At 58.3% G+C, this 13340-nt stretch carries 14 protein-coding genes and 1 pseudogene; 3 read left to right on the top strand and 12 right to left on the bottom strand.

Annotated features, from left to right (window positions below):
* Nucleotides 1-74: 74 nt before the first annotated feature.
* The 8 genes from GJU48_RS04075 to rplM all read right to left on the bottom strand — a co-directional run bounded on the left by GJU48_RS04075 (nt 75) and on the right by rplM (nt 5872).
* A complete protein-coding gene (locus tag GJU48_RS04075) occupies nt 75-821 on the bottom strand; it encodes a FadR/GntR family transcriptional regulator (RefSeq protein ID WP_083360156.1) in 747 nt (248 codons plus the stop codon).
* A 159-nt stretch (nt 822-980) separates the two neighbouring features.
* Nucleotides 981-1400: a ClpXP protease specificity-enhancing factor gene (locus GJU48_RS04070; RefSeq protein ID WP_094950405.1), complete on the bottom strand. Its 420-nt coding sequence runs from the start codon at nt 1398-1400 to the stop codon at nt 981-983.
* A gap of 17 nt (nt 1401-1417) precedes the next feature.
* Complete coding sequence (locus GJU48_RS04065; protein WP_027604841.1) at nt 1418-2035, bottom strand: glutathione S-transferase N-terminal domain-containing protein; 618 nt, start codon at nt 2033-2035, stop codon at nt 1418-1420.
* Between the two features lie 149 nt (nt 2036-2184).
* Nucleotides 2185-2964 carry a cytochrome c1 gene (locus tag GJU48_RS04060; protein ID WP_094950404.1) on the bottom strand — a complete coding sequence of 260 codons (780 nt, stop codon included), beginning with the start codon at nt 2962-2964 and terminating at the stop codon, nt 2185-2187.
* Nucleotides 2964-4175: a cytochrome b gene (locus GJU48_RS04055; protein WP_094950403.1), complete on the bottom strand. Its 1212-nt coding sequence runs from the start codon at nt 4173-4175 to the stop codon at nt 2964-2966. The genes GJU48_RS04060 and GJU48_RS04055 overlap by 1 nt, the downstream gene beginning before the upstream one ends.
* Nucleotides 4175-4771: a ubiquinol-cytochrome c reductase iron-sulfur subunit gene (gene petA, locus GJU48_RS04050; protein WP_094950402.1), complete on the bottom strand. Its 597-nt coding sequence runs from the start codon at nt 4769-4771 to the stop codon at nt 4175-4177. The genes GJU48_RS04055 and petA overlap by 1 nt, the downstream gene beginning before the upstream one ends.
* A gap of 265 nt (nt 4772-5036) precedes the next feature.
* Entirely contained in the window at nt 5037-5429 is a 393-nt protein-coding gene (gene rpsI, locus GJU48_RS04045; RefSeq protein WP_003216038.1) for a 30S ribosomal protein S9, read from the bottom strand.
* A 14-nt stretch (nt 5430-5443) separates the two neighbouring features.
* Nucleotides 5444-5872, bottom strand: coding sequence for a 50S ribosomal protein L13 (gene rplM / locus GJU48_RS04040; protein WP_003171742.1), 429 nt, complete (start codon nt 5870-5872; stop codon nt 5444-5446).
* 248 nt (nt 5873-6120) lie between these two features.
* Here rplM and GJU48_RS04035 point away from each other — a divergent pair, with 248 nt between their 5' ends.
* Nucleotides 6121-7161: an NADP(H)-dependent aldo-keto reductase gene (locus tag GJU48_RS04035; RefSeq protein ID WP_094950401.1), complete on the top strand. Its 1041-nt coding sequence runs from the start codon at nt 6121-6123 to the stop codon at nt 7159-7161.
* Between the two features lie 116 nt (nt 7162-7277).
* On the opposite strand, the gene GJU48_RS04030 is transcribed toward GJU48_RS04035, so the two are convergent.
* Complete coding sequence (locus GJU48_RS04030) at nt 7278-8414, bottom strand: acyl-CoA dehydrogenase family protein (protein WP_094950400.1); 1137 nt, start codon at nt 8412-8414, stop codon at nt 7278-7280.
* 220 nt (nt 8415-8634) lie between these two features.
* Here GJU48_RS04030 and GJU48_RS04025 point away from each other — a divergent pair, with 220 nt between their 5' ends.
* Together GJU48_RS04025 and GJU48_RS04020 are read left to right on the top strand one after the other, a co-directional pair.
* Nucleotides 8635-9555: a GlxA family transcriptional regulator gene (locus GJU48_RS04025; RefSeq protein WP_176462922.1), complete on the top strand. Its 921-nt coding sequence runs from the start codon at nt 8635-8637 to the stop codon at nt 9553-9555.
* A gap of 274 nt (nt 9556-9829) precedes the next feature.
* A complete protein-coding gene (locus GJU48_RS04020) occupies nt 9830-10063 on the top strand; it encodes a hypothetical protein (RefSeq protein ID WP_094950398.1) in 234 nt (77 codons plus the stop codon).
* A gap of 60 nt (nt 10064-10123) precedes the next feature.
* Here the strand turns inward: GJU48_RS04020 and zapE are convergent, their stop codons facing one another.
* From zapE to GJU48_RS04005, 3 genes and pseudogenes are all read right to left on the bottom strand, one after another.
* Nucleotides 10124-11218, bottom strand: coding sequence for a cell division protein ZapE (zapE, locus tag GJU48_RS04015; protein WP_012722199.1), 1095 nt, complete (start codon nt 11216-11218; stop codon nt 10124-10126).
* 79 nt (nt 11219-11297) lie between these two features.
* Nucleotides 11298-12654, bottom strand: a pseudogene (locus GJU48_RS04010) (tryptophan--tRNA ligase).
* 24 nt (nt 12655-12678) lie between these two features.
* Nucleotides 12679-13308 (bottom strand): alpha/beta hydrolase, encoded by a 630-nt coding sequence (locus GJU48_RS04005; protein WP_094950396.1) that lies wholly within the window; start codon nt 13306-13308, stop codon nt 12679-12681.
* Nucleotides 13309-13340: the final 32 nt, after the last annotated feature.

Raw genomic sequence — 13340 nt, 5'->3', positions numbered from 1 at the left:
TGCGATGCGGGCGACTCGACCTGTCAGACAGACCGAAGTGATGCTATCGCAGGCAAGCCAGCTCCCACACTAGATCAGCGCTGCGCTTGTGCCTCTTCATGGGCATGGCGCAGCCGTTCGCGGCTGTTAGTCAGATGCAGGCGCATGGCCGCGCGTGCCGCGTCCGAATCCTGGCGAGCAATCGCCTCATAAATCTCTTCGTGTTCGCGGCTCAGGCGGCCCATGTAGTGCTGCTGGTCATCATGGGCCAGGCGCGCTGAATTCAAGCGGGTACGCGGAATGATGCTGGTGCCCAGGTGGGTCATGATGTCGGTGAAGTAGCGATTGCCAGTGGACAGCGCAATTTCCAGGTGGAACGCGAAGTCTGACGCGACAGCATCGCCAGCGTGGGCGGCGCTTTCATTCAAGGCGTCGAGGGCAGCACGCATGGCGGCCAGCTGTTCGTCGCTACGACGCAAGGCTGCGAGGCCGGCGGACTCCACTTCCAGGCTGATACGCAGCTCCAGAATCGCCAGCACATCACGCAGCGTCACCACCGTGGCCGGGTCAATCCGGAAGCCGCTGGGGCTTGGCGTGTCCAATACAAAAGTGCCGATACCGTGGCGGGTTTCCACCTGCCCCGCCGCCTGCAAACGCGAGATGGCTTCACGCACCACGGTGCGGCTGACCCCATGGGCTTCCATGATTGCGGATTCGGTAGGCAACTTGTCGCCGCGTTTGAGTTGGCCGTCGCGAATCTGCTCGGACAACACCGTGACCAATTCCTGGGCAAGGCTGCGGCGCTTGCGGGGAAGACGAGGGGCGGTGTTGGCATTTTCCATGATGAATCCATCTTTCTCGGCGAACTTGAGCCCGCATCATAGCCCATGGCGGTTGTACGATCACCGTCCGGTCGCGACTTTCACCCACATCCTTTGCGCAAAAAAAAGCCCCGACACAAGTCGAGGCATTTTTCAGGCTCACCCTAGGGTGAAAGCCGCTTACTTCACCACTTTCAGGCTCGGCCGGCCGCTTGGACGCGGAGGCTCGGAGTCTGGTGGTGGCACATCATCACCGCCTTCGCCTTCGATCGCTTCGTCGTCCTCGAAAGGCGACTCCAGATCGAACACCATGCCCTGGCCATTTTCCCGAGCATAGATCCCGAGGATGGCACCAATCGGCACGAACAGCGTATGCGGCACACCGCCGAAACGCCCTTCGAAGCTGACAGCTTCATTGTCCATATGCAGGTGGCGCACAGCACTGGGTGATACGTTCAGCACGATCTGCCCATCACTGGCGAAACCCTGCGGCACATCAACCTTGGGGAATTCAGAGTTGACCAGCATGTGCGGGGTGCAATCGTTGTCCACAATCCACTCATAGAGCGCGCGGACCAAGTAGGGTCGACTGGAGTTCATCAGCGGCTCCTTAAGCCTTAGCGCATATCGCGTTCGACGCCAGACAGACTCGCCTGGAAAGCCTCACGCGCAAACTGGCGCTCCATGTAATCAAGCAACGGCTTGGCCGGCCGTGGCAGTTCAATGCCCAGGATCGGCAAGCGCCAGAGTATGGGTAATAGGCAGCAATCCACCAAGCTTTGTTCCTCGCTGAGGAAAAAAGGTTTGTCGGCGAACAGCGGCGAAACACCGGTCAGGCTCTCACGCAATTCCTTGCGCGCCTGCACTCGAGCGGCTTCTTTACTGCGTGTATCCAGAATCAAATCCACCAGCCCGCACCAGTCACGCTGAATCCGATGGATCAGCAGGCGGCTGTTGGCACGCGCCACCGGGTAGACCGGCAGCAAAGGTGGATGCGGGTAACGCTCATCCAGGTATTCCATCACCACGGTTGACTCCCACAACGCCAGGTCACGATCGACCAGGGTGGGCAAGCTGCCGTAAGGGTTCACTTCGATCAGTTTCGGCGGATGACGACCCACCTCCACACTGATGATCTCGGCGCTGACACCCTTCTCTGCGAGCACGATGCGTACTCGGTGGGAATAGTGGTCGGCGGGGTCGGAGTAACAGGCCAACCGGTTGGTCACGCCCATGGCGGTCCTCCTCGCTTGTTGAAATTATCGAAAGCTCAAAAACGAGCGCGCCCAGAGAGCATCTCTGCAGTGCCTGGTTCAACCAGAGCGCTACGTGTTCAGAGATGCCGCTGGGCGCGCAAGATTAACAGCAATTGCTTACAGTTGGATCAATGCACATCCTTCCAGTATTCGCGTTTGAGCAGATAGGCGAACACAAAGAAGAAAGCCAGGTACAGCAATACATAGGTACCGATGCGCTGATGTTCCAGTTTGACCGGGTTGGCCGAGTAGGCCAGGAAGGTCACCAGATTCTTGACCTTCTCGTCAAACTGCTCTTCGTTCAGCGCGCCAGTCTTGGGCACGATGGTCAGTTGATCGCACGCTTCATGAGTCAAAGGCGTACCGGTCAACGGATCATATTGCTTCTTGCCGTCTTCGACGACCTGAACCTGCTTGCATCCTACCACTTGGCGACCCTGCAGGCCGACCAGAACGTTAGGCATACCGACGTTCGGGAAGACTTTGTTGTTGACGCCATAAGGGCGCGCCGGGTCTTCGTAGAAGGATTTCAGGTAACCATAGAGCCAATCGGTGCCGCGAACACGGGCCACCAGGGTCAGGTCGGGCGGTGCAGCCCCGAACCAGGCCTTGGCATCAGCCGGTTGCATGCCGATGCTCATGTGGTCGCCGATCTTCGCGCCGGTGAACACCGCGTGGCTGAGCATCACGTCATGGGGGATGCCCAGGTCATCGGCGACACGCTCGTAGCGCTGAAACTTGGCGCTGTGGCAGCCCATGCAGTAGTTGCTGAAGGTACGCAGCCCGTCCTGCATGGCGGCCTTGTCAGACACGTCGATATCGACTTTTTCCAGCTCGGGGCCATGCTCGGCCGCGAAGGACAGTAGCGGCAGTGCCGCAAGCATCAAAGCAACAAATAACTTTTTCATCAGCCAGTCACCCTTTCCGGAACCGGTTTGGTCTTCTCGAGCCGGGTGTAGAACGGCATCAGAATGAAGTAGGCGAAGTACAGGAAGGTGCAGACCTGCGACAGCAACGTTAATTGCGGCGTCGGCGCCTTGACGCCCGTCCAACCCAGCAGCACGAAGCAGATGCAGAACACCCACAGCCAGATCTTGCTCAACCAGCCCTTGTAGCGCATGGACTTGACCGGGCTACGGTCGAGCCAAGGCAGTACAAACAACAGAGCAATCGAAGCCCCCATGGCAACTACGCCCATTAGCTTGTCTGGAATCGCCCGCAAGATGGCGTAGAACGGTGTGAAGTACCAAACCGGGGCGATGTGCTCAGGCGTCTTGAAGGCGTTGGCCTGTTCGAAGTTAGGCTTTTCGAGGAAGTAACCGCCCATCTCCGGGAAAAAGAACACGATCGAGCAGAAGATGAACAGGAACACGACCACGCCGACAATATCTTTCACGGTGTAGTACGGATGGAACGGAATACCATCCAGCGGGATACCGTTTTCGTCTTTGTGTTTCTTGATATCCACGCCATCTGGGTTGTTCGAACCCACTTCGTGCAGCGCCAGAATGTGCAGCACCACCAAGCCCAGAATCACGATTGGCAAGGCCACCACGTGCAAGGCGAAGAAGCGGTTCAGGGTGATGCCGGAGATCAGGTAGTCACCGCGGATCCACTGGGTCAGGTCGTTACCGATGACCGGGATCGCACCAAACAGCGAGATGATCACCTGGGCGCCCCAGTACGACATCTGGCCCCACGGCAGCAGGTAGCCCATGAAGGCTTCGGCCATCAGTGCCAGGTAGATCAGCATGCCAAACACCCACACCAGCTCGCGTGGCTTCTGGTACGAACCGTAGAGCAAGCCACGGAACATGTGCATGTAGACCACGATGAAGAACGCTGAAGCGCCGGTGGAGTGCAATAGACGCAAGATCGAGCCGTACTCGACATCGCGCATGATCCCTTCAACGGACGCAAAGGCCTCTTCTGCCGACGGCGTGTAGCTCATCGTCAGCCAGACGCCGGTGACGAGTTGGTTGACCAACACCAACAGCGCCAGGGAGCCGAAGAAGTAGAAGAAGTTGAAGTTTTTTGGCGCGTAATATTTGCTGAGATGGTCTTCCCACATTTTGGTAGCGGGGAAGCGCGCATCCACCCAATCCATGAACTTGCTCATCAGGCTTTCTCCCCCTCGTCGACGCCAATGACAATGACACTGTCAGTCTCGTAATGATGCGGCGGAACTGGCAGGTTCAGTGGTGCGGGTTGTGACTTGTAGACGCGGCCAGCGAGGTCGTAGTGGGAGCCGTGGCAAGGGCAGAAATAGCCCCCAACCCAGTCTTTTCCCAGGTCTGCTGGAGCAACTTCGGGGCGGAAAGTAGGCGAGCAACCCAAGTGGGTGCAGATACCGATCAGCAGCAGGATCTCTGGCTTGATCGAACGAATTTCCTTATCGACGTAGGCGGGTTGGTCGGAATTCTTCGAGTCGGGGTCAGACAGCTGACCTTCGATTTTCTTCAGATTCCCCAAGATTTCCTCAGTACGACGAACGATGAAGACCGGCTGACCGCGCCACTCAGCAATCATCTGCTGGCCTGGGTCGATCTTGCTGACATTCACCCTCACCGGTGCACCAGCGGCTTTCGCCTTGGCACTGGGAAACCATGACCCCACGAACGGGACCGCAGCCCCCACCGCTCCTGCAGCACCCACCACGGATGTGGCTGCTACTAAGAAGCGACGCCGGCCTGCATTCACGCCGTCATTGCTCATTCAGTCCTCTCCCATCAGCTTTTTGGCCTGTTAAATCAGGCGTCTACTAAGTGTTGAATCTTTACTTATAAAAATTTTGCCGAATGGTAATGAAAAGCCCCACGTATGACAAGGGAATTGCCCAAGGCTCCCTCCCCAGGCCTTGTAGTATAGGGGGTCTACGGATGTGGCAAGTTGTCACGGCGAAATTTATGCATAAATCGTAGGCAATAAAAAACGCCCAGCTCCGTAAGGAGTTGGGCGTTTTTGTGGAACGTAAAGCGAATTAACGCTTCGAGTACTGCGGACGCTTACGCGCTTTACGCAGACCGACTTTCTTACGTTCAACTTCACGAGCATCGCGAGTTACGAAGCCAGCTTTGCGCAGAGCGCCACGCAGGGTTTCGTCGTACTGCATCAGAGCGCGAGTGATACCGTGGCGGATTGCGCCAGCTTGACCACTTACACCGCCACCGATAACGGTGACGTAGATGTCGAACTTTTCAACTGTCTCGGTCAATTCCAGCGGCTGACGAACTACCATGCGGGCAGTTTCGCGACCGAAGAAGTTTTCCAGAGTGCGGTTGTTGATCGAGATGTTACCAGTGCCCGGACGCAGGAAAACGCGTGCGGTTGCGGTTTTGCGACGGCCAGTGCCGTAATTTTGAGTCGCCGACATAATGAACTATTCCGTTAAAACTTCAGTTCTTGGGGCTGCTGAGCAGCATGAGGGTGTACAGCGCCCGCATAGACTTTCAGCTTGCGAAACATATCGCGACCCAGTGGGCCCTTCGGCAGCATGCCTTTGACCGCGATTTCGATCGGGGCTTCAGGCTTCTTGGAAATCAGGCCTTCAAAGTTGGAAGACTTGATACCGCCTGGGAAACCGGAGTGACGGTAGTACATTTTGTCTTGCGCTTTGTTGCCGGTAACACGTACCTGCTCAGCGTTGATGATCACGATGTAGTCACCGGTGTCAACGTGAGGGGTGTACTCAGGCTTGTGCTTGCCACGCAGACGGCTGGCGACTTCAGTGGCCAGACGACCCAGGGTCTGACCAGCGGCGTCGACGACAAACCAGTCGCGCTGAACTGTTTCCGGTTTTGCAGTAAAAGTTGTCATTCTTTAATAGCCTCAGGGGCCGCCCTGTAAATTAGACGGCGGATCTTACTGAATAGTGCGTACTTTGACAAGTCAAAGGCAGCCGGATACAGACGCTATCGGGGGCTCGGGTCGGCGCGTCCGTTCAACGGCAAGATTCTTCGGCAGGCGGCGCATCACTTCCACTGCAGAAAGAGGTGGGCAATTATGCAGATTGCGAAAAAAAATTCAACCTGCTTTTATGATTGTTTTCCCCGAAGGAGTACCGGATGGATTATCGACAGCTGGGCCGCACCGATCTGAACGTAAGCGCGATAGCCTTGGGCACCATGACCTGGGGCGAGCAGAACAGCGAGGCAGAGGCCTTCGCGCAGATCGAACGGGCCAAGGCCGCGGGGATCAACTTCCTCGACACGGCAGAAATGTACCCGGTGCCGCCCAAGGCCGACACCTATGCCACCACCGAGCGTTACATCGGTAATTACTTCAAAAGCCGCGGCGACCGTGCCGACTGGATCCTCGCCAGCAAAATCGCCGGCCCCGGCAACACCATCGACTACATCCGCGACGGCCACCTGCGCCACAACCGCAAACACATCGTCGACGCCCTGGATGCCAGCCTCAAACGCCTGCAAACCGACTGGATCGACCTCTACCAGCTGCACTGGCCGGAACGCAGCACCAACTTCTTCGGCCAACTGAGCTACAAGCACAAAGACGAAGACGACCTGACCCCGCTGGAAGAAACCCTCGAAGCGCTGGACGAACAAGTCAAGGCCGGCAAGATCCGCCACATCGGCCTGTCCAACGAAACCCCGTGGGGCACTATGAAATTCCTCGCCCTGGCCGAAGCCCGTGGCTGGACACGCGCGGTGTCGATCCAGAACCCCTACAACCTGCTCAACCGCAGCTTTGAAGTGGGCCTGGCGGAAGTCGCCATGCGAGAGCAGTGCGGCCTGCTGGCCTACTCGCCGCTGGCGTTCGGCATGCTCAGCGGTAAGTACGAAGGTGGCGCACGCCCGGCAAAGGCTCGCCTGACCGAATACAGCCGCTTCAGCCGTTACTTCAACCCGCAGTCGGAAGCGGCATGCAGCCGTTATGTGGCGCTGGCGCGGGAACAGGGTCTGGACCCGGCACAGATGGCCCTGGCCTTTGTGACGCAACAGCCGTTTGTGACCAGCAACATTATTGGTGCCACGACACTGGAACAGCTGGACAGCAACATTGCCAGTGCTGACCTGAAGCTGTCGAAGGAAGTGCTCGAAGGGATTGAGGCGATTCAGAAGGATCATCCGAACCCCGCGCCTTGATTGATCCCTAAACCCCATCGCGGGCAAGCCCGGCTCCCACATTTTGAACTGTGAACACAGTCAAATGTGGGCGCTGGCTTGCCTGCGATGGAGCCTTACGCAGCACTACAAAACCATCAAAGCGCCCGCGCGATAATCTCCTTCATGATCTCATTGGTCCCCGCATAAATCCGCTGCACCCGCGCATCCGCCCAGGCCCGCGCAATCGGGTATTCCCACATGTAGCCGTAGCCGCCGTGCAACTGCACGCACTCATCGAGCACCTTGCACTGCAGGTCCGTGGCCCAATACTTGGCCATCGCCGCCGTAGGCACGTCTAGCTTGCCCTCCAGGTGCAACGCCATGCACTTGTCGACGAACACACGGCCAATCTGAATCTCAGTCGCCATCTCCGCGAGCTTGAACCGGGTGTTCTGGAAATCGGCAATCGCCTTGCCGAACGCCTTGCGCTCGCGGGTGTATTCCAAGGTCCACTGCAGCGCCGCCTCGGCCGACGACAGCGCGCCAATCGCCACGGTCAGACGCTCCTGGGGCAACTCCTGCATCAAATACGCGAAGCCCATGCCCGCCTGACCCAACAGATTTTCCTTGGGCACGCGCACGTCCTGGAAGAACAACTCCGACGTGTCCTGAGCCTTCATGCCTACCTTCTCCAGGCGCTTGCCCTTGTCGAAGCCCGGCGTATCGGCTTCCACCAGAAACAGGCTGGTGCCCTTCGCACCGGCCTTGGGATCGGTCTTGGCCACCACGATCACCAACTCGGCGAGAAAGCCGTTGGTGATAAAGGTCTTGGAGCCGTTGATCACGTACTCATCGCCCTCCAACACGGCGGTGGTCTTAACGCCCTGCAAGTCGGAACCGGCCCCCGGCTCGGTCATGGCGATGGCCGTGACCATCTCGCCAGAGATCAATTTGGGCAGGTATTTGTGTTTCAGCGCTTCACTGCCGTAATGCAGGATGTACGGCGCGACGATGTCCGAATGCAGCGAGAAACCGATGCCGGTCAAACCAAGGCGGCTGATCTCCTCGATCACTACCGCGCTGTAGAGAAAGTCCGCGCCCAGGCCGCCATATTCCTCCGGCAAGTGGGAGCAGAGCATGCCCGCCTCCCCTGCCTTGCTCCACAGATCACGGTCGATGTAGCCCTGCTTCTCCCATTGCCCATGGAACGGCGCAGCGTGTTTTTCGAGGAAGGTGCGCACGCTCTCGCGGAAGAGTTCGTGCTCCGAGCTGAACAAGGTTCTGGGGATCATGGGTCACCTGTGGGGATTGTCGGACAAAGACCAGACCACAGAGACTAAGCCGCGAAGGCGTCACGGGACACTGGACACATGCGACAAAAAATAAGACGATCCAGCCGTCTGGTGACCACTTTCCCCTATAAGAATAAATGAAATTATGTCTAACCAAATCTCCACGCCCCTACGGCGCGTCAGCATTTTGGCCATTGATCGGGTATTCGCTTCAACCCTCATGCAAGCCAAGGATTTCTTCCATCTCGCCAGCCTGCGGTATGGCAAGCAACAAGGCCTGGGCCTGACCCCAGCGTTTGAAACGCGCCTGGTCAGCCCCGACGGGCAATCGGTGCGCAGCTTCAGTGATGTGATCATGCCGGTGGACGGCGGCCTGGAAGACGCCGACATCATCGTCTTACCGGCCTTCTGGGATGACTTCGACGCGCTGTGCACGCGCTACCCGCAAGTGATGCCTTGGCTGCGCCAGCAACACGCCCGTGGCGCCGTGCTCTGCGGCGAAGCCACCGGGGTGTTCTGGCTCGCTGAAGCCGGGCTGTTGGATGGCAAGGAGGCGACCACTTACTGGCGCTTCTTCAATGCCTTCAGCGAACGCTTCCCCAAGGTGCAGCTCAACCAGGACAAGCACCTGACCGACGCCGACAACCTGTATTGCGCCGGTGGCACCACCTCGGCGTGCGACCTCTACATCTACTTGATCGAACGTTTCTGCGGCGCCAACATCGCCCAAGCCGTGGCCCGCGATATTCTTTACGAAGTGCAGCGCAGCTACGCGCCGGGGCGCATCGGGTTTGGTGGGCAGAAGCTGCACCAAGACGTGATCATCCTGCAGATCCAGCACTGGCTCGAAGAGCATTTTGCCGACAAGTTCCGCTTCGAAGACGTCGCCCGGGAACACGGTATGAGCATTCGCAACTTTATGCGCCGCTTCCAGACAGCGACGGGTGACAAGCCGCTGCATTACCTGCAACGCCTGCGCATCGAGACCGCCAAGGGCTTGCTTTCGGGCAGCCGCAAGAGCATCAAGACCATCAGTTATGAGGTGGGTTACGACGATGCGAGCTTCTTTGCGCGGTTGTTCCGCCAGCACACGGAGTTGTCGCCAAACCAGTACCGGCAGCAATTTCAGCAAGCCGCGTAGATACAGCCCCTGACGATGCAAACGACCCTGCCATACCGCAATGGTGCAGGGTCGAACTGAAAACCCCATGCAGCCTTAACCAAGGCCTTAAGCAATACCTGCCTGCAAGACCTCCAATTCCTACAGCTAGACAGGACGAGGACGAACCCGCAACGCCCGGGACCTCTGGCATTTTAAGCGAGGAAAAAGTCGCCTATTTCTGCCGAACTGCGCTGCGGATCACGAAGGGCTTTTTCTAAATTCACTTGGCTCAAACTAGGACGGAGACTCAATCATGTCATCCATAGGAAGCAGCTCTTTCAGGTCGGCTGTACAGCCGAACGAGACAGGCGCAATTACATCCAAGGAAAATGAGACTGAACAGTTAAAAAAGGATCGAAAAAAGAAGGAAGAGGAAGCGGCGCCCGAATTTGTTAAGGGGGCGGACGGCGCGATCTACAAGGTGGAGGGTGACATAAAGACGCTCGTAAAACCGGCGCCGCCCACTGAAGACCAGATCACTTTTTAACCAACACCCAAAATAAAAAGGCCCGCAATCGCTGCGGGCCTTTTATATCAATCACACCGCTTACGGCTTATGCCCACGCGACAGGAACTCGTGGGACTGCATTTCCAACAAGCGGCTCAACGTGCGCTGGAATTCAAAGTTCAAGCGACCGCCGGTGTAGAGGTCCTTGAGTTCGACTTCCGCCGAGATGATCAGCTTGACGTTGCGGTCGTAAAACTCGTCGACCATGTTGATAAACCGGCGCGCGATGTCGTCGGTGGTGACGCTCATCTGCTCCACGCCGCTCAAAATCACCGCGTGAAAGATCTTGCCCAGTTCGATGTAGTCGTTCTGGCTGCGCGGGCCGTCGCACAGTTGGCGGAATTCGAACCAGGCCACGTCATCGCAGGTGCGCAGCGCGATGATTTCGCGGTTCTCGATCATCAACTTGTCGTTTTCCACCGCCTGGGTGCATTCCGGCGTGAGCGCGCGGAAGCTTTTTTTCAGGCTTTCGTGCGCCGCTTCGTTCAGCGGGAAGTGGAACAGCTCGGCCTGCTCAAGGTGCCGCAGGCGGTAGTCGACGCCGCTGTCGACGTTGACGATCTCGGTGTTCTGCTTGATCAGCGCGATGGCCGGCAGGAAGCGCGCGCGTTGCAGGCCGTCCTTGTACAAGCCGTCGGGCACGATGTTCGAGGTGGCAACCAAGGTCACGCCATTCTTGAACAGCTCTTCCATCAGGGTGCCGAGGATCATGGCATCGGTGATGTCGGAGACGAAGAACTCATCGAAGCAGATCACCCGCGCTTCGTCGGAGAAGCGCTTGGCGATGATGGTCAGCGGGTTTTTCTCGCCCGGCAAGGTCTTCATTTCTTCGTGCACGCGCTTCATGAAGCGGTGGAAGTGCGTACGTACCTTTTCCTTGAACGGCAGCGCTTCAAAGAAGGTGTCGACCAGGTAAGTCTTGCCGCGGCCCACGCCACCCCAGAAGTACAAGCCTTTGACCGGCGTGTGGTCTTTCTTGCCAAACAGCTTGCTGAACATCCCTGGCTTGCTTTGCGAGGCCGCGACCAGGTCGTCGTACAGGCGCTGCAAATGACGCACCGCAGTTTCCTGGGCAGCGTCATGGAAGAATTCAGGACGTTTCAGATCAGCTTGATATCGTTCTAGGGGCGTCATAATTTCGTTAGCAAGGCAACAAAAACGGGCCGTCACTGTAACGACGGCCCTGAAGAATGGCAATCAACCCTTGGTCGGGTTAATCCTCGATGGGGGTCAACGCGACGCGCAGGGCTTCGATGGCAGCATCACGTGATGCCATATCGGCGAAGGTCGCACTGTCGGCCACAGCAGCGCCGTCCAGCCACACGCTGAAGCTCAGCACTTCAGTTCGCACGTCCAGCGCGTCACCATCTTTGCAATTGCTTGGTTACCGCACCGGCCGCTTTGCCATCGGCAAAGTTGCGCGACAGCAGCAGTTGCTCGCCATCGGCCGCCAGCAAGCGGAAGCGGAAACTGCCGTCGTCTTCGCGAAAGCTCACAAAGCGCGCGGCTTTGGCGGTTTTCTTCTTGGTCGCCACCGGCGCCGCAGCCTCATTGACGAATGAACGCAGGCCCACCGCCTCACGCAGCTCGGCCAGGAACGGCGCCGCTACGGCACGGGCCTTCTTGGCGCCGATCAGCAGCAGGTCTTCCATGTCCGAAGGGCGCGACATCAACTGGTGATAACGCTCGCGCGCCTCACCCAGTTGGCTGTCGAGCAGTTGGAACAGACGGCTCTTCGCCTCGCCCCAGCCCAAACCTTGCAACAACTCAGCGCGGAACTCTTCTTCCTGGGCCTTGGTGGCAAACGCCTGGAACAGGGTGAACAGGTGCGAGTTGTCCGGGTCTTTGGCTTCGCCAGGCGCGCGGGAATCGGTGACGATCCGCGAGATGGCGTCTTTCATGTCCTTGGCGCTGGTGAACAACGGGATGGTGTTGTCGTAGCTTTTCGACATCTTGCGGCCATCCAGGCCCGGCAAGGTGGCGACGCTTTCTTCGATCAACGCCTCGGGCATGGTGAAGAATTCTTTACCGTTGCCAAACAGGTGGTTGAAACGCTGGCCGATGTCGCGGGCCATTTCCACGTGCTGGATCTGGTCGCGACCGACCGGCACTTTGTGTGCGTTGAACATCAGGATGTCCGCCGCCATCAGTACCGGGTAGCTGTACAGGCCCATGGTGATGCCCGCGTCCGGGTCTTCACCGGTTTCCACGTTCTTGTCCACCGAGGCCTTGTAGGCATGGGCGCGGTTGAGCAGGCCCTTGGCGGCGACGCAGGTCAGCAGCCAGGTCAGCTCGGGAATTTCCGGGATGTCGGACTGGCGATAGAAAGTCACCCGGTTCACATCCAGGCCACCGGCCAGCCAGGTCGCGGCGATTTCCATACGCGAGCGCTGGATGCGCTGCGGGTCATCGCACTTGATCAAGGCGTGGTAGTCGGCCAGGAAGTAGAAGGAGTCGGCATTCGCGTCTTGGCTGGCAAGGATCGCCGGGCGGATCGCGCCAGCGTAGTTGCCCAGGTGCGGCGTGCCGGTGGTGGTGATGCCGGTGAGGATACGGGTACGAGTCGTCATGGGTAATCGCTTATCAGACTGCTATCAATTCGAGAGGCGCGGCAGCACCAGATCCTTGAGATCGGTCAGCTTGCCATGAAAAAAGTGACCGCATTCTGCCACTTTCAGCAGCTCATGGGGGCGTTTCAAGGCGCCAGACCAGTCGTAGACCAGCTGCGGGTCGACCACTTCGTCGGTTTCCGGCTGGATCAGGGTCAATGGGCAGCCTTGGGGCAGCAGGTCGGTATCGCGCAGGCGCATCACGGCGGCGGCAACCATGAACAGGTTCGCGAGCTTTTCACCCTTGGCTTCCAAACGGCCGCCGAGGCTGGCGGCCACGTAACCGCCAAAGGAAAAACCGAGCAGGGTGATCGGCAGGTCGGGGTGTTTTTCCCGCAGCCAGGTGGCAGCCGCTTCGGCATCGTCCACTTCACCGGTGGCCATATCGTGTGTACCGGCGCTGGCACCGACGCCACGGTAATTGAAACGTAAAGTAATCAAACCGGCATCGCGGGCGGTGCGTTGCAGGGTCGAGACAACTTTATGGAGCATGGTCCCGCCCTGCACCGGGTTAGGGTGGCAGATCAGCGCCAGGCCACGTGGCTCGGGGTGATCAAGGTACAGGGCTTCCAATTGGCCAACCGGGCCATCGATCAAAACGGGGGTTTCACGCATGAGCAAGGAATGAACTCCGTGACCTCTCAAAG

The sequence above is a fragment of the Pseudomonas sp. IB20 genome (assembly GCF_009707325.1).
Taxonomy (GTDB): Bacteria; Pseudomonadota; Gammaproteobacteria; order Pseudomonadales; family Pseudomonadaceae; genus Aquipseudomonas.
This window is presented reverse-complemented; position numbering and strand designations above follow the sequence as displayed.

Excerpts from the sequence above, each read along its gene's own strand:
- GJU48_RS04065 (WP_027604841.1), bottom strand. The coding sequence starts at position 2,035 with ATGGGCGTGACCAACCGGTTGGCCTGTTACTCCGACCCCGCCGACCAC.
- GJU48_RS04025 (WP_176462922.1), top strand. The coding sequence starts at position 8,635 with ATGCAAGCCAAGGATTTCTTCCATCTCGCCAGCCTGCGGTATGGCAAG.
- GJU48_RS04020 (WP_094950398.1), top strand. The coding sequence starts at position 9,830 with ATGTCATCCATAGGAAGCAGCTCTTTCAGGTCGGCTGTACAGCCGAAC.
- rplM (WP_003171742.1), bottom strand. The coding sequence starts at position 5,872 with ATGACAACTTTTACTGCAAAACCGGAAACAGTTCAGCGCGACTGGTTT.
- GJU48_RS04070 (WP_094950405.1), bottom strand. The coding sequence starts at position 1,400 with ATGAACTCCAGTCGACCCTACTTGGTCCGCGCGCTCTATGAGTGGATT.
- GJU48_RS04055 (WP_094950403.1), bottom strand. The coding sequence starts at position 4,175 with ATGAGCAAGTTCATGGATTGGGTGGATGCGCGCTTCCCCGCTACCAAA.
- zapE (WP_012722199.1), bottom strand. The coding sequence starts at position 11,218 with ATGACGCCCCTAGAACGATATCAAGCTGATCTGAAACGTCCTGAATTC.
- rpsI (WP_003216038.1), bottom strand. The coding sequence starts at position 5,429 with ATGTCGGCGACTCAAAATTACGGCACTGGCCGTCGCAAAACCGCAACC.
- GJU48_RS04060 (WP_094950404.1), bottom strand. The coding sequence starts at position 2,964 with ATGAAAAAGTTATTTGTTGCTTTGATGCTTGCGGCACTGCCGCTACTG.
- GJU48_RS04030 (WP_094950400.1), bottom strand. The coding sequence starts at position 8,414 with ATGATCCCCAGAACCTTGTTCAGCTCGGAGCACGAACTCTTCCGCGAG.
- GJU48_RS04005 (WP_094950396.1), bottom strand. The coding sequence starts at position 13,308 with ATGCGTGAAACCCCCGTTTTGATCGATGGCCCGGTTGGCCAATTGGAA.
- GJU48_RS04075 (WP_083360156.1), bottom strand. The coding sequence starts at position 821 with ATGGAAAATGCCAACACCGCCCCTCGTCTTCCCCGCAAGCGCCGCAGC.
- GJU48_RS04035 (WP_094950401.1), top strand. The coding sequence starts at position 6,121 with ATGGATTATCGACAGCTGGGCCGCACCGATCTGAACGTAAGCGCGATA.
- petA (WP_094950402.1), bottom strand. The coding sequence starts at position 4,771 with ATGAGCAATGACGGCGTGAATGCAGGCCGGCGTCGCTTCTTAGTAGCA.